Here is a 17,574-nt window from a genome sequence, read left to right on the forward strand (position 1 = left end):
ACCTCAGCCAAATGAATCGATTCACCACGATTGGGATGAAATATGAGCGACGGCAAAAACGGGTTAAAGTCGGGTCGGCGTAACGAACAGGAGGGCGGCCCGGTGGGTCGTCGGCGGTTTATGCAAACGGCGGGCGTACTGGCCGGCGCGATAGCGACGGGTTTGAGTTTGAGCGGCTGCGGCGATGGCGGCATCAGTGCCGCGTCGGCGCAAAGCGTCGCGGCGCAGATTCCCGCGCTCGTGCCGGCGCAGACCGCGCTGATCGTGATGCACTATCAAACCGACATTCTGGGTCTGTTTCCTTCGGTCGCGCCGACACTGCTCGCCAATACCCGCAAGCTGTGCGACGCGGCGCGTGCCAAAGGCTTGAGCGTCTATTTCGCCAAAATCCAGTTCAGCCCCGGCTACCCGGAAGTCAGCCCGCTGAACAAGAACGGCGAAGGCCTCAAGGCAACTGGCCTGTTCATTAACGACACGATCGCGCCGGAACTCGGTCAGCAGGCGAACGAACCGCTCATCGTCGGCCATCGCGTCAGCGTGTTTTTCGGCACCGATCTGCAGGATCGACTATCCGCGCAGGGTGTCGATACGCTCATCATGGTCGGCATTGCGTCGACCGGCGTGGTGCTCTCGTCGGTCGCGTATGCGAGCGACTCGGACTACCGTCTCTACACGGTCAAGGACTGCTGCTACGACCCAGATACTGTCGTGCACGATCATCTGTTCGCCACCGCGTTCGATACGCGCACCACGGTGCTGTCGCTCGCCGACGCCTCGCTGCTGCTCGCCTGAGTCCTGCTTGAGTCGCGCCAACCGGGGCGTCGACGGACTCGCCAGGGTTTCCGATATTTTTGAAACATTGACTCTCCCCGGCAACCTCTTTATCGTTTGTGAATCGATTCACTGAACCGTGCCGGGCAACGCCCTAAACGGTGCGGCTTCAAAGAAACCAGAGGAATTCATGACCTTCAACATCAGGCGGCGACAAATGCTCCGCGCGGGCGCCGCGGGGCTCGCCGGACTTTCGTTGCCGTTCGCTTTCGAGGGCCGCGTGCTCGCCGCCGAGGCAGGCAGCCTGTCGGTCGCTATCCCGAGCAATCCGCAGACGCTCGACCCGGTCAACCAGCCGAATCACGACGTGATGGCGATCAACCAGTTGATCTTCGAAAACCTGGTCGGCGTGGACGCGCAAGGTCAGCGCGTACCGCAACTGGCGCGCGCGTGGACGATTTCGCCGGACAAGCTCACCTACACATTCGACTTGCGGCGCGGCGTGACTTTTCACAATGGCCAGCCGTTCACGTCGGCCGACGTGAAGTACAGCTTCGACTACGTGCTGAACCCGGCAAACAAGGCATTTCGCCGGCCCTTCTGGACGGTGATCGATTCGGTGTCCGCGCCGGACGAGCACACGGCGGTAATCCGTCTCAAGCGTCCGTACCGGCCCTTGCTCGATTACATGTCGAAGTACATGGGCATCTTTCCTGCCGGTAGCCGCGAGCAGCATCCGGGCGACTACTTCAAGCTGACACCCATCGGCGTCGGCACCGGGCCGGCCATCTTCGTGCAGTCGAAGCCGAACGATTTCGTCGAACTGAAGCGCAACCCCGCGTACTGGAATAAAAGCGAGCCGCATTGGGACAAGGTGGTGTTCCGCATCATCCCGGAAGAGTCGTCGAGGCTCGCCTCGCTGATGTCGAGCCAGACGCAGATCATCAGCGCGCCGCCGGCCCAGACGTTCGCGCAGATTCGCCGCTCGGCGGGACTCGCGGGCGACAGCCGTGCGTCGCCGACGAGCCCGTTGATGATGTGCCTGAACAACCGTAAGGCGCCGTTCGACGATCCGGCATTTCGCCGCGCGGTCTCGCTGATACTGGACCGTGACAAGATTTGCCGCGACCTGTGCTACGGCGCGGTGAACGCGAGCAGCATGCCGTTTTCGAAAGAGTCGTCCTGGTACGACGCTGCGTCGGGCGGGAGTCTCGCGTTCGACGTCGCCCAGGCGCGGGCCGCGCTGAAGGCGTCGAAGTATGCGAGCGGCGCGTCCTTCGATCTGTTGTACGTGCAACCTGCCTATCTCATCGATACGTCGTCGACCGCGCTGTTCATTCAGGCGCAACTCGCGTCGCTCGGCGTTCGGGTGAATCTGCGTCCGCTCGATTTCGGCCAGATGATTTCGCAAGTGCTGGTCGGCAATCACGCCGCGGCGTTGACGGGTTTCATCGCGCCGCCGGAGCCGTCGTATCTGCTCAACGCGCTGTTCCGGCCGACCGAGAGCTTGTGGAAGGCAAGCGGCTATGAGAACCCCGGCTTGCTCGAGCTGATCGACGCGAGTTATCGGGTCGACGATCCCGCTGCGCTAAAACCAATCCTCGCGCAGATCCAGCAGCTTCTCGCGCGCGACTGTCCGGCAGTCTGGATCGGCGCGCTCGAAGTACAGAACCTGTGGCGCAGTAACGTAAAAGACTTTCAGGTGAACACGGGCTTCTCGATGAAGCTCGACAACGTAGCACTCGTCAAAACATGAGGTCGACATGAAAGCCGTTTCGAGGCTGTTTTCTTCGGCGCTCGTGCTGATCGTGGTGAGCGCGCTGCTGTTCGCGATGTGTCGCGCGACGCCCGTGTCGCCCGCGCGTCTCACGCTCGGCAGCGACGCGAGCGTCGAACAGATTGCCGCGTTCAATCATCAATATGGACTCGACCGGCCGGTCGCCGCGCAATATGGCGCGTGGCTGAACGGCGCGCTCGCGCTGGACTTCGGCAAGTCGTATGTCACCGGCGAGTCGATCGGCCCGCAAATCGCCGATACCTTGCCCAATACCGTCGAACTCGTCACGTTCTCGTTCGTCTTCACGGTGCTCGTGTCGATCGTGCTGGGCACCGTGGCGGCGTTGCGGGAGAACAGCGGCACGGACCATCTGCTGCGCGCGGTGGCGATCGTCGGACTGTCGGTGCCTTCGTTCTGGCTCGGGCTGCTGCTCATCCGCTACGTGGCGCTGAAAACCGGCTGGTTCCCGGTGGGCGGACTCACGCCGTGGTCCGACGGTGCGGCCACGCATCTGCTGGCGTTGCTGCTGCCCGTGCTGACCATGTCGGTCTATTACATCTCGGTGCTGAGCCGGCTGGTGCGGGCGAACATGGTCGACGCGCTCTCGCAGGACTATGTGCGCACGGCTCGGGCGCTGGGTTTATCGCCGTCGCGTATCCGCTTGTATGCGCTGAAAAACGCGTTGCCCTCGCTCGTGAGTACGGCTGCGATGAGCTACGGCTACATGTTCGGCTGGGCGTTGATCGTCGAACAGATTTTCAATCTGCCGGGCGTTTCGCGCGCCTTGCTCACGGCGATTTTTCAACGTGACTATCCGACGGTGCAGGCCATCGTTCTGGTGATCACGACGATTTTCATCGCGTCGAATACGTGTGCCGACGTGCTGCATGGCTATCTCGACCCGAAGGCGAACAGGAAATGATGGCGGACTCTTCCCTGACTCATCCCACCCGCAAGCCGCGCGCGATCGGCGCATGGCTGGCTTCGACCGGGCGCTTGCTGCGCGCGCTGCTCCATGACCCGGCCGGCGCAATCGGCCTCGCGATGATCGCGCTGCTGGGCGTGATCGCCCTGTGCGCGCCATGGCTGCCGCTGAAGGACCCGTTGCAGTTGTATATCGACCACCGTCTCGAAGCCCCCAGCGCAGCGTTCTGGTTCGGCACCGACCAGGTGGGCCGCGATCTGCTGAGCCGCACGATCTGGGGGGCGCGCGCGTCGCTGTCGATCGGAATGTGCGCGGTGGCGATCGGTCTCGTGCTCGGCACCGGCATCGGTCTGGTGGCGGGCTACCGGGCCGGTTCGTGGCTCGACGAAACGCTGATGAAAATAATGGAAGTGCTCGCGTCCATTCCGTTGCTGATCTGGGCAATTGCACTGGTCGGCATTACGGGTACGGACACGCTGCATCTCGGCTTCCTCGTCATCTCGAACGAAACCAAACTGGTGCTGCTGATCGGCGTGCTGTACGCACCGGGACTGGCGCGGCTCACGCATAGTCTAGCGAAGGCCGAGGCGCAGGCCGAGTACGTCGCCGCCCGCATTCTGCAGGGCGCAAGCGGCACGCGCATCATGCTGTCCGACATCCTGCCGAATATCGTGTCGCCGGTGTTGATTCAGGCGTCGCTGCTGCTCGGCGTGACGATCATCGTCGAGGCGTCGCTCAGTTTTATTGGACTGGGCGTGCAACCGCCGACACCCAGCTGGGGCGCGATGCTCTCCGACGCGCGTGCGCTGATCTTCACCGACAACTGGTGGGTGTCGGTCTTCCCGGGCGCAGCCGTGTTCGTCAGCGTGCTGGCCTTCAATCTGTTCGGCGACTCGATGCGCACGATACTCGACCCGCGGCGCCGCAATGCGCGTGCTACCCAGCTCCCGGGAGGCACGTTATGAGCGACATCCAGAACGTCCCATTGCTTTTAATCGACAACCTGCGCGTGACATTCGGCTCGGGCAATACGCAAACCGAAGTGCTGCACGGTCTGAACCTGCAGGTGTGTCGCGGCGAAGCGGTGGGCCTCGTCGGCGAATCCGGTTCGGGCAAGAGTGTCGCGTCGCTGGCGGTGCTCGGTCTGCTCGGCAACGCCGGCCGCATTAGCGGCGGGCGCATCGTATTCGACGGCGAAGACCTGAGCCTCGCTAGCGAGGCCCGCCTGCGCGCGTTGCGCGGGCGGCGCGTGTCGATGATCTTCCAGGACCCGGCCACGGCGTTGAACCCCGCCTTCACGATCGGCACGCAACTCGCCGACGTGATCCGCGCGCACCGTCCGTTGCGGGGCCGCGCGATAGGCGAGGAAGTGCGGGCGGCGCTGGAGAGAGTCGGCTTCAGGGACCCGCGCGCGACCGAACGGGCCTATCCGCATGAACTGAGCGGCGGCATGAAGCAACGCGCGATGATCGCCGCGGCGATCGTCTGCGAACCGGCGCTGCTGCTCGCGGACGAACCCACCACCGCGCTCGATGTGACGGTGCAGGCGCAGATCGTCGAACTGCTCGGCAAGCTGGTGAAAGAGATGGACCTCGGCCTCGTGTTCATCACGCACAACCTGGACTTGATGGCCGAGCTATGCACGCGCGCCGTGGTCCTCAAGCAGGGCAACGTGGTGGAGGCAGGCACCGTGCGGGATATCTTCCTGCAACCATCGCACGATTACACCAAGCATCTGATCGCCAGCATTCCGCGTTTGCCGGCGATGCCCGCTGCGCGTTCGATCCACGCAAAGGAAGCGCACGATGTCCGCTAGTCCATCGAACCCGGCCGGCGCCACGACGCCGATCTTCACGCTGAGCAACGTGGGCAAGTCGTATCCGCTCGCCCGCTCGCCGCTCGAGCGTCTGTTCAGGCGCGGCTCCTTTCACGCGGTCTCGGGCGTGAACCTCGATGTCGCGAAAGGCGATGCGCTCGCTATCGTCGGCGAAAGCGGCAGCGGCAAGTCGACCGTCGCGCGCATGATGGTCGGTCTCACGCAGCCGACCACCGGCGCGATCTGCTTCAAGGGCGACGCGCTGGGTGGCATGACGCGCGCACAGAACGCCACGTTCCGCCAAGGTGTGCAGATGGTCTTTCAAAGCACGAGCAATTCGCTGAACCCGCGCAAGACGATCGCCACGTCGCTCGCCGAAGCGATCGGCTTCGACGGCGTGCCGGTCCGCCAACTGCTCGAGATGGTGCGTCTGCCGGAGTTCGTGCTGACGCGTTATCCACATCAGCTTTCGGGCGGCCAGCGTCAGCGCGTGGGCATTGCAAGGGCGCTGGCGCGTCGTCCTGAACTGGTGGTGGCGGACGAGCCGACCTCCGCGCTCGACGTGTCGATTCAGGCCGAGATCATCCGTTTGCTGCAGGATTTGCACCGCAGCGCAGGCGTTTCGCTGGTAGTGATCAGCCACGATCTGGCGCTGGTGGGCGAGTTGTGTCGGCGGGTGGTCGTGATGCGCGAGGGACGCGTGGTCGAGGCGGGCGCAGTCGAGCAGGTGCTGTTCGAGCCGCGCGAGCGCTACACGGCGGAGTTGCTGGCGGCCATTCCGAAAGGCATCGAGCGGCTACGGGCATTCGGGTAGACACGCTGAAATAAAACGGATCCGGGTTCAGCAGTGAGCCGACCCGCCTCGGCTAATGATGTTGGTTTTTTTTAGCCGGAGTGGTGAATCGATTCATTTGTTATTATCAATCGATCGCAAACCGTCCGGGGTGTCGCGATTCCATGTTTGGAGAAGAGCGGTGAAGAAACAGTTATTCATCATGGCGGCTTTGCTGGGCGGGAGCGGTCTCGTTCATGCGCAGAGTTCGGTCACGTTGTACGGGATCATCAACGAGGCGATCACCTATTCGAGCAACCAGGGCGGCCATAGCGCCGTCCAGTTGACCGGCAACGGCGAGTACGGCAGCCGTTGGGGTCTGCGCGGCAGCGAGGAGCTGGGCGGCGGCACCAGGGCGATCTTCACGCTCGAGAACGGTTTCAGTCCGACGAGCGGCGCGCTGGGGCAGAACAACCGGATGTTCGGCCGGCAGGCATTCGTCGGCTTTTCCAACGCGGACTACGGCACGTTGACGTTCGGCCGCCAGTACGACGCGATCGTCGGCACCTTGCAGACGATGACCTCGAACGGCGCGTGGGGCGGCGTGATGTTTTCGCACCCGTACGACAACGACAACACCGACGACTATCTGCGCGTCAACAATTCCATCAAGTACGTATCGCCGAACATGAAGGGCTTCACCGGCACGGCCATGTATGCGTTGAGCAACGCGCCCGGTGCGTTCGCCAACAACCGCATGTGGTCGCTCGGCGGCATCTACACGCAAGGGGCGTTCTCGATTGCCGCGGCTTACTCGCTCTACGACGAGCCGGGCGTCAACACGACCGCGACCGTGAACACCAACGGCGCGATTACCTGTTGCGATGCGCCGATCACGTCAAAACGCGAGCAGATCGCCGGACTCGGCGCGTCGTATGTGGTCGGGCCCGCCAAGCTTAGCCTGATGTACAGCAACGCCATCTATAACAACGTCGGCACCACGCTCACGAGCGGCGTCAACTATCGCTTCAACAATTACGAAGCGAATGCGCGCTTCACGCTGAACCCGTCGCTGTTCTTCGGCATGGCCTACACGTACACGAGCGACGACATCACCGGCGGTCCGAACGGGCCGGCGCAGGTGCACTGGCATCAGGTCAACCTGCTGGTCGACAAATTCATCTCCAAGCGCACGTCGTTCTATACCGAGCTGATTTTCCTGCGCGCGGCGGGCGGCGGTTTCGCGCGGCCCACCGGCGCACCGCTGCCGGCCACGTCGGGCGGACTGCTCGCTTCGCAGATCCAGACCATGACGGCGTCTTCCGGACAGAACCAGGCGGTTTTCAGCGTCGGCCTCGTGCACAAGTTCTAGCCATACCGTTTTTCACGGCGCGGACCGCATAAACGGCCGCGCCGCTTCGACTACCAAGCAAGGTGTGTAATGACAGCAAGGACTGAAAGACTTTACCGGGCCGGCGTGGATATCGGCGGCACGTTCACCGATATCGTCGTGATCGGCGACGACGGCGTGATTCATACGAAGAAGGTGTCGTCCACCCCGCAGGACTATGGCCTCGCGATCGTCGGCGGTCTGCAGGCTTTGCTCGGCTCGCTCGACGCGCACCCGCAACAGGTGACCGAACTGGTTCACGCGACCACCATCGCGACGAATACCGTGCTCGAAGGCAAGGGCGCACGCACCGCGCTGGTCACCACACGCGGCTTTCGCGACGTGGTGGAGATCGGCCGGTTGCGCGTGCCGATGCTGTACAACCTCGCGTATCAGAAGCCGGAACCGCTGGCGAAGCGCCGGCACCGCTACGAGGTCGACGAACGTCTGCTGGCCGACGGTTCCGTGGATACACCGCTCGACGATGCCCAGGTGCTCGATATCGCGCGCCGGATCGCCGACGAGAAGATCGAAGCGGTCGCCATTAGCCTGATTCACGCGTACGCCAACCCGGAACACGAAATCCGTATTCGCGACCTGTTGCGCGGCGCACTGGGCGACACGGTCTATCTGACCTGCTCGCACGAAATCCTGCCGGAGATTCGCGAGTACGAACGCACCAGCACGACTGTCGTGAACGCTTATCTCGGACCGGTCGTGGTCAGCTACCTGCATTCGCTGATCGACAAGCTGCGCGCGATCGGCATGAGCGGCCCGGTGCAGATCATGCACTCGAACGGCGGCGTGATGAGCGCCGCGATGGTCATGCAGAAGCCCGCCACGATCATCGAGTCGGGGCCTGCCGCGGGGGTGATCGCGGGCGCGTCGGTCGCCGCCGCGTCGGGTTACGCCGACTGCATTACGGTCGACATGGGCGGGACGACCGCGAAGGCCGCGATCATCGAGAAAGGCGAGCCCGCACGGACCACGGAGTACGAAGTCGGCGCGGGCATCAACGTCAGCAGCAAACTCGTGAAGGGCGGCGGCCATGCGGTGAAGCTGCCGTTTATCGACGTCTCCGAAATCGGCGCGGGCGGCGGCAGTCTGGTGCGCATCGACGCGGGCGGCCTCGTCAAGGTGGGGCCGGATTCGGCCGGTTCGGTGCCGGGCCCGGTCTGCTACGACGCGGGCGGCACCATCCCCACGCTTACGGATGCGGTGCTCGCGCTCGGCTATCTGAACCCGGCGTATCTGGCAGGCGGCGAGTTGAAGATCAACCAGCAGAAGTCGCTCGAAGCCATGCGTTCGCAGATTGCCGAGCCCACGCATACCGAATTGCACGAAGCCGCGTACGGCGTATTCGCAATCGCGGCGTCCACGATGACCCGCGCGGTGAAAGCGGTGTCGACTTATCGCGGACGCGATCCGCGTGAATTCGCGTTGTTCGCGTTCGGCGGCAACGGGCCGATCATCGTTCATGCGATCGCCGAACTGCTGGACATGAAGACCGTGATCGTGCCGCCGAGCCCGGGTGTGTTCAGCGCGCTCGGTTTGCTGTTTTCGTCGACACAGCACGAGTTCATGCAGACCATGTTCTGCCGTCTGGACGAAGCGGCGGCAAAGACCTTGGGCAATGCGCTCGACGACCTCGTCGCGCGCGCCACGGCCGACATGACCGCCGAAGGCAACCTGTTCGACGATATCGCGTTGCAGTGCGCACTGGACCTGCGCTATACGGGCCAGGCTTACGAACTGACCGTGCCGATCGTCTGGCAGGCCGGCGAGCCGCTCGATATCGGGCCGGTCGCGGCGGCCTTTCACGCTGAACACGAGCGGACTTACGGCCATGCCTCCGCGGACGAGGTTATCGAACTGGTCAATCTGCGCGCGGTCGGCTCGCTGCGCTCGCAAAACGGCCGCGCGTACGACGCGCGCCGTGCCGGCGGAAGCCGGGCAAGTGACGGGAGTAACGCGCTCGCCACCGGGCGCGCGGGCTCGTACCGCCGCGCTTATTTCGGCAAGACACATGGCTTCGTCGATACGCCCGTCATCTCCCGCGCCGATCTGCGCGCCGCGCCGATGACCGGCCCGCTGATCGTCGAAGAGTACGACTCGACCTGCGTCGTGCCGCCGAACGCCGGCGCGCGCGTCGATGCTCACGAAAACATCGTCATCACGTTCCTGGAGCAATCCGCATGACTACCCAGCAGGCCGCTTCGGCGGGCACCGACGCCATCACGCTCGAGATCGTCAAGAACGCGCTCGGCTCCATTGCCGATGAAATGGCGCTCGTCGTGCTGCGCACCGCGTATTCGCCGATCGTGCGCGATTCGATGGATTTCTCCACCGCGGTATTCGACCGCGCCGGGCGCGTCATCGCGCAGGGCTTGACCTTGCCGATTCATCTCGGCGCGTTTCCGGCCGCGATGAACAACGTGATCGAGCGCTTCGGCGCAAGCGGCAAACCGGGCGACATCTACATCATGAACGACCCGTACACGTCGGGCGGCATGCATCTGCCGGACGTGTATCTGATCCAGCCGGTGTTCTACGCGTCGCGTATCGAAGGCTATGTCGCGACCATCGTCCACCATGCCGACGTCGGCGGCATGGCGCCGGGCAGCATGGCGATCGGCGCGACCGAGATCTATCAGGAAGGCTTGCGCATTCCGTTGATGAAGCTATTCGATGCCGGCGAGGTCAACGCCGCACTCGTGCTGCTGCTGGAAACGAACTCGCGCATGCCCGGCCAGTTGCGCGGCGATCTGCGTGCGCAGGTGGCGTCGTGCAAAGCGGGCGAGCGCGGCCTCGTGCAGTTGCTCGTCAAGTACGGCGCCGAGGGTTTCGGGCGCCTCGTCGATGCGTTGCATGACTACGCCGAGCGCGTCACGCGTCAGGCAATCGCCGCAATGCCGAACGGCGAATACCGTTACGAAGATTTCATCGACGGTCTGGGCGACACGCCCGTGCCGATCGCGTTTCGCGTCACGGTGACCGTCGCGGACGACGTCGTGCGGATCGACTGGACCGGCACCGATGCGCAGGTACAGGGCGCGATCAACGGACCGTTTGCGACCACGCAATCGGTCGCGTATGCGGCGGTGCGTTGTGCGATCGGCGTCGACGTGCCGAATTGCGAGGGCTTTTCGCGTCCCGTGGAAGTGTTTGCCGAAAGCGGTTCGATCGTGAACCCGGTCGAGCCGGCCGCGTGCGCGGCGCGCGGGATCATCGCGTATCGCATGTTCGACGTGTTGCAGGGCGCGTTCGCGCAGATCGTGCCCGACACGATTCCCGCACTCGGCGAGGGCGGCCCTTCGGTGGTGTCGATTTCCGGGCGCCGGCTCGCGAGCGAAGGCGGCGGCAACTGGCTGATTACCGACGGCGTGCTCGGCAGTTGGGGCGGCGGGCGCAACGACGGTTGCGAGGGCATTGCGAATCCGCTCGGCAATCTGTCGAACCAGCCGGTCGAACTGATCGAAGCCCGTTTGCCCCTGAAGATCACGGAGTACGGTTTCGTCGCCGATTCGGGCGGCGCCGGCCAGCATCGCGGCGGTCTCGCGATGCGGCGCGCGTATGAGTTGCTGGGCGAGGAGGCGTTGCTCGGCCTGCGCTCCGACCGCCGCGTGCATCGACCGTCGGGTTCGCATGGTGGCCTGAGCGGCTCGCCTTCGCTGAATCTGCTGTCACGCCATGGTGGGAGCCGGTTGTTGCCGACCATGCCGAGCCAGGTGAGCGCGTTGCAGAAGGGCGACCGCTTCTGTCATATCGCCGCGGGCGGTGCCGGTCACGGCGACCCGTTGAGTCGCGCGCCCGACGCGGTGCGGGAAGACGTGCTGGACGAACGGATTTCCGAGCGGATGGCGCGCGAAGTGTACGGCGTCGTGTTCGATGGCGCGTCGCGGGCGGTGGACGAGGCACGCACGGTTGAAATGCGCCGTGTTCTGCAGACGTCGAGTACCGCAGAACGCGTCGCGAAACAGGAAGCGTTGTTCCTGCAATCGACCGGTGTCGATGCTGCGATCGCGGGCGAATTCCAACGGTGATGAAACGGAGAGGGATGACTATGTCTACATCGGATTCCGGTTCACTGCCGCTAACCGACAGGCAGCGCGTGCGTTTGTTGCGCCCTAGCTGGGCCGAACTCGACTATGGCGCGATCGCCGCGAATCTGGCGGTCGCACGCGAGCAGGTCGGGCAGGCCACGAAAATCTACTTCGTCTGCAAGGGCGATGGGTTCGGCTTCGGCGCGGCGAATGTTGCGCGGCTGGCGGCGCAGGCGGGTGTCGATGGATTTTGTGTGGGCAGCCCCGAGGAGGGGCTGGCGATTCGCGAGACGGGTATCGATCGGGAGATACTGCTGTTCGCCTCGACCTTGCCGGAGGACGCGGCGCAGGTGGCCGCCTTGGGGCTGACGGTGACCATCCAGAGTCTGGACAGCCTGTATGGGTTCATCGAGGCAGGCGTCGCGGTCGACGCGTTTCTGGAGATCGATCCCGGCTTTGGCCGTTTCGGGTTTTTACCGGCGCAGTGGCCGCTTGCGTTCGAGGCGCTGCGCAAGCAGTCGGCAGTGCGGTTGAAGGGCGTCTACACGCACTTGAGTTCGCCGGAGAGCAACACGGTGACGCGCGATCAGGCCGGCGTGTTCGACGCCGCGCTGGCCGATGCGCGGGCCGCGGGATTCGTCGATCTGATCGCGATGCTGGCCAGCTCGCGGGTCATGCTCGCGCATCCGCATCTGGCCTATCAGGCGGTGGACCCAGGCCGCTTTTTATATGGCGCGCTCGATGGCGACTGGATGGCGCGCGCGCCATTGCGGCCGATGTTGCGCGCGGTGCGTGGACGGATCATTCACGTGCAGGAACATGCGGCGGGGTCGACGCTGGGGATCGGCTATGCCGAGCCGATCCGCCTCGACCGTGCGGTGCGGATCGGCGTGGTGCCGATCGGTTTCTGGGACGGGCTGAACCATGTGCCGCCGCTCGGCCGCGTGCTGGTGCAGGGTCGGGCGGCGCCGATTCTCGGACGCCGCTCGTTCCAGCACACGGTGGTGGATATCAGCGCGATTGCGCAGGCGGGGATCGGCAGTGTGGTGACGTTGCTGGGCGAGGATGGCGGGCAGACGATCAGCATCGACGAGATGGCGCAGACGATGCGATTGCCGGTGATGGAGTTGATTCCGAGGCTGGTGCGGAGTTTGCCGCATGTGGGGGTGCCCATGTAAGGTGGACGGATTGACGAAATTCGGAATTGGGTTGCTAAATCAATTGATAGACTTGACAATAGCGTCAGTAAATTTGACGCCTAATCCAGTTCAACTGACGCTCAACCATGCTCTCGTCTACGTCCGACCTCATTGCGTTTGCCGAGGCAGCGATGTCTGCCGACTACGATCGCATCCGCCACGTCGGCCAGCGGCTGTGTAAGGAACTGGCGACGCAGGACGCCGAGGGCGCGAGACTGCTGAAGCAGGCAATCGGTCGCAAAGGCGTCCCGCTTCGCGCGGCCGGATATTCAGAGGCGCTGCCGGTCGACAACAAGTCACGGCTGCCGTTGCTGGAGGCGCACGATACGCCCGACGTGCCGATCTTCCTCGACGAGAGGGGAAAGTCGTCATTCGATGCGTTCCTCGCCGATGCCACGCATTTCGACAAGCTCGTCGCGCGCGGCATCGCCTCACGTCTGGCGCTGATGTTGAGTGGGCCGCCAGGCACCGGCAAAACCCTGCTTGCGGGTCATATCGCGGCGCAACTCGGTCGCAAGCTCTACGTGGTGCGCCTCGATTCCGTCATCTCTTCATTGCTCGGTGACACGGCAAAGAATATTCGGGGCATTTTCGATTTCGTTGCGGGGAAAAATGCGGTTCTGTTTCTCGACGAACTGGACGCGATTGCGAAAATGCGCGACGACCGCAACGAGTTGGGGGAATTGAAGCGCGTCGTCAATACCGTCATTCAGGGAATCGACTCGCTCGAAGCGGGCACCATCGTGATCGCCGCGACCAATCATGCCCAGATGCTCGACACGGCAATCTGGAGACGTTTCCCCTACAAGATCGAGTTCGGTGAGCCGGAGCGGGATCTGCGAGAGGCACTGTGGTTCCACTTTCTCGGCGGCAATCCCGCCGACGAGGTCGCGTCGCGTATGTTGGCCTTGTTATCGGCCGGGCTGAACGGCGCCGACATTCAGGAGCTGGCGCTGGCTGCACGACGCTCGGCGGCGCACCATGACGCGAGCGTCGACATGGGAAGTCTTGCTTGTACCCTGATGCGCCGTTATGAAGGGAAAAATGCCGCCCCGGATGCATACGTCGCCGACAAGCGGCATCTGGTCGAAACACTGGTGCACCGGCATGGCGTCTCCCAAGCCGAGGTAGCAAGGTTTCTGGGCGTGTCCCGGCAAGCCATCTCGCCTTATCTGAAGCACGCAGAAGATGGCCACTGATTCGCGTCCCGTTCTCAACCCCGTTCTCACGTTAAAGGCCGATCCGCGCCCGCGCTCGGTGATAGGTGGCGGCCTGAACGACTCGCATATCCGCCATGAACGCCTCGCGCATCAACGCGAGCGGCTAGCAGGTCAACTGCGCGATATCGCTAACGGCAGCTATACGTTGAATGCCGGATTGCTACTGATCGTCGTCGACATGTTCGAGGACTCTCTGGCAACCACTTATACGCCATCCGTTATTTTCAATGACAGGCATGGTTCGCAGTTGATCGCGCCGGTTCCAAACGGGTATCTCGTGCAAATCCGGCAGGATGCATGTGACGACCTTGCTGCATATATCGAATCGTCGACTCGTGCCGAAGCGCGGGCGATCATTTCGAGAATTGCCGGACTGCAGACGATGTTCACATCGCCTCTTGCAGGAGGGCAGGACTTCGACGCGCTGTGGAACGCCGCCATGGTGCGCGGCAATAATGGACGCGTCTTTACGGCATGGCTGGCTCCGTTCTTCGATGGAGCGGCACGCACCAGCGTGACGGCGGCCGTCAACGCAATGCATGCGGACGGCCGCATCCATTCGCTGCCCAACCTCATCGCGATTACGCGAGAGCCCGGGTCCGATACGGATCAATTACAGGTTCAGCAGGGAGCGACTTCGTCGAGCGTCGCGCGCGGAACGCGTGCTTACCGGCAAGTCCCGTTTACGCAGATCGAATTCGTCGTCGATAACGTCGGGGTTTTGCGCGAACTCGTAGCCGCGGGCGCAGTATTCCGCATCGATCCAGTCCGGCCGGTCAAGGCTGCAGTGGTGCCGCGTGCGCCCGATCCAGATCGGCCCATACCGGACGAGCAATGGCAACCGATCGTCGGAGTCGTCGACGGCGGACTGTTCGCTCAGAGTTACGAAGCTATGGTTGCATGGCGCGCGCCGTCGCTGGTGTCCGACGTCGCCGCCAATCGCAAGCATGGCAATCAGATCACATCGCTCGTCGTGCAGGGAAGCGCCTGGAATCCTCACCTGTCGATCCCGGACCTCGTTTGCCGGGTCGGCGTCGCACAGTCCATCGCCCGCGAAGACAGTGCAGGCGCCACGTCCGTGGAACTGGAGACTTACTTACGCTCGGTCATTGGACGTCACTGCGGCGATACGAAAGTCTGGAACATGTCGTTCAGCGAGCCAGTCGACGGTCATCGCCCTTTGTTCATGAGCCGGCTCGGACATCAACTCAATAAAATTGCCCGTACGTTCGGCGTGTTGCCCGTGATCGCAATTGGCAATTGCTCTGCGGAGAATTCCGCAAGACTTTGTCCGCCGGCTGACTGCGAATCGGCATTGACCGTCGCTGGCCGACAGGCAGATGCGATTGGCGAGCCCGCAAACGCGTGCGAAATCAGCTTGCCCGGTCCGGGACCGGAGGGGCTATTCAAGCCAGAGGTGTCATGGTTCTCGTCGCTGCGAGGACTCGGTGGTGAACTACTCACGGGTTCGAGCTATGCCACGGCCATCACGTCGGCACTCGCGGCTCATACGTTCCACAATCTCAAAGCCCCTACGCCGGATTTGGTGCGCGCGCTGTTGATCAATGCAACCGAGCGCGAGGCCTTCGACAACAAACTCGGCTGGGGTACGCCGCACCAGAACCAGCGGCTTCCCTGGGTCTGCGCCGAGGGGAGCGTGACGTTGGCGTGGACTGCCAGTCTCGCAGCGGGTTTCTGGCACTACTGGGACGATATTCCGATTCCGCCGGAGTTCATTCACGACGGTAAATTGCGAGGCCGTGTCGCGTTGACGTCGATCCTGCACCCTCTGGTGTCGGAACTGGGCATGGCGAACTACTTCGCGACTCGCGTGCAAGTCGCCCTGCAATATTGGAAGCTCAATGGCCGGATAGGTAATCTGGCGGGCAGCATGCGTGAAGACCTGACAGCCGAGACAGAGGCGCGAGCTTCACTGGGAAAGTGGAACCCGGTCCGGCATCACGTGAAGAACATCGTGCGCGGGCGTGCATTCAGCGGAACCAGCTTGCGGGTAGGCGCAAGGATCTTTCCTCGCGATCTCTATCAGTTTGGCTACAAGCGCAACGAAGACGTGCCGCCGAGCGAGGTCGCGTTCGTCCTTAGGCTCGACGCACCGGCGGATTCGCCGCGTGGCGCGTCGATATACAACTCCGTCGTCGCACAGCTAGGTAATTACGTCGAGAGTGCCGTGAACGACGTCGACATTCACGTGGAGCAATAGCGCGTCGCGTACAGCGGGGTCATCGGGCGCCTGCAGACCGAGTCCCTCAATGCCCAACCAACCCCCGCTCCCCCTCGACCGCCTTCACCTCATCTGGCCGTGCCGCCTGCTTGATCAGCAACGCCACGCACGCGAGCACGCCCGCCACCGCCACCATCGCGAAGATGCCGGCGAACGTGAAATGCCGCCGCGTCAATTCCGCGACGAGAAACGACCCGGCGATCCCGCCAAAGCGCCCAATCCCCAGCATCCACGCGACCCCCGTGCCGCGTCCCGCCGTCGGATAGAACGCCGCAGCGAGCGCCGGCATCGACGATTGCGCGGTATTCATCAGCACGCCCGCGACGAACACGATGAACACCAGCGCGCCGACATTGCCCACGGCCTGCCCGATGAAATACACGCTCACGGCGGTCAGCGCATAACACGCGGCGATGATGCGGTTGGCGTTGAAGCGGTCCATCAGCATGCCGCACAGCACCGCGCCCACGCCGCCGAGCGGAAACAGCGCGGAAATGAGCGTGGCGCGCTGCGGCGTGAGGCCGGCGTCTTTCAGCAGGATCGGCATCCAGTTGATCGACGCATAGAAAATCACGAGGCCCATGAAGTAGGCCAGCCACAACATGACCGAGCCGATCACATAAGAGCGCGACAACACGACGCCCAGGCCCTTGCCGCCAGTGGCCGGGGCGCTTTCCGTCATGACGAAAGAACCGGCGGCCGAAGCATCGGCGGAAATGCGCAATAGCGCGCTGCGAATCCGCTCGACCGGCTTGCGCGTGGCCACCATGTAGCGCACCGATTCCGGCATTGTCAGCAGCAACGCGATCAGCAACAGAAGCGGGGCGACGCCGCCGAGCACGAGCACGCTGCGCCAGCCGAAGTGCGGAATCATCCACGCGGCGAGGAAACCGCCGAACGCGGCGCCGAGCGGAAAGCCGCAGAACATCAGGTTGATGACGGTCGCGCGACGGCGGTCCGGACAGTATTCGCCCATCATGGTGACCGCGTTCGGCATCGCCGCGCCGAGACCGACGCCGGTGACGAAGCGCAGCGCGGTGAGTTCTTCGATGCTGCTGGAGAAAGCCGAACCGAGACAGGCCACGCCGAACAGCAGCACGGAGCCGAGCAGCAGCGAACGCCGTCCGAGCCGGTCGGACAGCGGGCCCGACACGAGTGCGCCGAACGCGAGGCCGAACAGCGCGGCGCTCAACACCGGCGCGAGCGCGGGCTTCGCAATGCCCCATTCGTTGATGAGCGACGGCGCAATGAAGCCGATCGCCGCGGTATCGAAACCGTCCAGCAGGACGATGACGAAACACATGAAAAAGATCAGCCATTGAAACGGCGAGAAGGGATGCTCGTTGATGAACGTTTGTACGTTCACCGCAGCGCTGCGGTTCATGGTGTGTCTCCTGACGGCAAGGCTCGTTGTTTTTA

At 63.4% G+C, this 17,574-nt stretch carries 13 protein-coding genes; 12 read left to right on the forward strand and 1 reads right to left on the reverse strand.

From position 1 onward, the window contains the following. Window positions 1-42: 42 nt before the first annotated feature. The 12 genes from FQ746_RS28995 (at window position 43) to FQ746_RS29050 (ending at window position 16,134) form a co-directional block, all read left to right on the forward strand. The gene (locus FQ746_RS28995; protein ID WP_260854198.1) at window positions 43-792 is read left to right on the forward strand and encodes an isochorismatase family cysteine hydrolase; all 750 of its coding nucleotides are present in this window, start codon (window positions 43-45) and stop codon (window positions 790-792) included. A gap of 196 nt (window positions 793-988) precedes the next feature. Next, complete coding sequence (locus FQ746_RS29000) at window positions 989-2,527, forward strand: ABC transporter substrate-binding protein (RefSeq protein WP_260854199.1); 1,539 nt, start codon at window positions 989-991, stop codon at window positions 2,525-2,527. A gap of 7 nt (window positions 2,528-2,534) precedes the next feature. Next, window positions 2,535-3,470: an ABC transporter permease gene (locus FQ746_RS29005; protein WP_144113229.1), complete on the forward strand. Its 936-nt coding sequence runs from the start codon at window positions 2,535-2,537 to the stop codon at window positions 3,468-3,470. Then, a complete protein-coding gene (locus FQ746_RS29010; RefSeq protein ID WP_260854200.1) occupies window positions 3,470-4,438 on the forward strand; it encodes an ABC transporter permease in 969 nt (322 codons plus the stop codon). Before FQ746_RS29005 ends, FQ746_RS29010 begins: the two co-directional genes overlap by 1 nt. Next, complete coding sequence (locus FQ746_RS29015) at window positions 4,435-5,289, forward strand: ATP-binding cassette domain-containing protein (RefSeq protein ID WP_144113231.1); 855 nt, start codon at window positions 4,435-4,437, stop codon at window positions 5,287-5,289. The genes FQ746_RS29010 and FQ746_RS29015 overlap by 4 nt, the downstream gene beginning before the upstream one ends. After that, a complete protein-coding gene (locus tag FQ746_RS29020) occupies window positions 5,279-6,103 on the forward strand; it encodes an ABC transporter ATP-binding protein (RefSeq protein ID WP_144113232.1) in 825 nt (274 codons plus the stop codon). The genes FQ746_RS29015 and FQ746_RS29020 overlap by 11 nt, the downstream gene beginning before the upstream one ends. A 160-nt stretch (window positions 6,104-6,263) precedes the next feature. Then, window positions 6,264-7,433 carry a porin gene (locus FQ746_RS29025; protein ID WP_144113233.1) on the forward strand — a complete coding sequence of 390 codons (1,170 nt, stop codon included), beginning with the start codon at window positions 6,264-6,266 and terminating at the stop codon, window positions 7,431-7,433. 69 nt (window positions 7,434-7,502) lie between these two features. Then, the gene (locus FQ746_RS29030) at window positions 7,503-9,650 is read left to right on the forward strand and encodes a hydantoinase/oxoprolinase family protein (protein WP_144113234.1); all 2,148 of its coding nucleotides are present in this window, start codon (window positions 7,503-7,505) and stop codon (window positions 9,648-9,650) included. Continuing rightward, the gene (locus FQ746_RS29035) at window positions 9,647-11,494 is read left to right on the forward strand and encodes a hydantoinase B/oxoprolinase family protein (protein ID WP_144113235.1); all 1,848 of its coding nucleotides are present in this window, start codon (window positions 9,647-9,649) and stop codon (window positions 11,492-11,494) included. The genes FQ746_RS29030 and FQ746_RS29035 overlap by 4 nt, the downstream gene beginning before the upstream one ends. A 20-nt stretch (window positions 11,495-11,514) precedes the next feature. Next, window positions 11,515-12,672 (forward strand): alanine racemase, encoded by a 1,158-nt coding sequence (gene alr / locus FQ746_RS29040; protein WP_260854201.1) that lies wholly within the window; start codon window positions 11,515-11,517, stop codon window positions 12,670-12,672. A gap of 152 nt (window positions 12,673-12,824) precedes the next feature. After that, a complete protein-coding gene (locus FQ746_RS29045; RefSeq protein ID WP_144113237.1) occupies window positions 12,825-13,892 on the forward strand; it encodes an AAA family ATPase in 1,068 nt (355 codons plus the stop codon). Then, window positions 13,882-16,134, forward strand: a complete 2,253-nt coding sequence (locus tag FQ746_RS29050) for a S8 family peptidase (RefSeq protein WP_144113238.1) — start codon at window positions 13,882-13,884, stop codon at window positions 16,132-16,134. Before FQ746_RS29045 ends, FQ746_RS29050 begins: the two co-directional genes overlap by 11 nt. A 46-nt stretch (window positions 16,135-16,180) precedes the next feature. Here FQ746_RS29050 and FQ746_RS29055 read toward each other — a convergent pair whose 3' ends face one another. Then, window positions 16,181-17,539: an MFS transporter gene (locus FQ746_RS29055; RefSeq protein ID WP_144113239.1), complete on the reverse strand. Its 1,359-nt coding sequence runs from the start codon at window positions 17,537-17,539 to the stop codon at window positions 16,181-16,183. Window positions 17,540-17,574: the final 35 nt, after the last annotated feature.

The sequence above is a fragment of the Paraburkholderia sp. BCC1886 genome (genome assembly GCF_900996245.1).
Classification (GTDB): domain Bacteria; phylum Pseudomonadota; class Gammaproteobacteria; order Burkholderiales; family Burkholderiaceae; genus Paraburkholderia.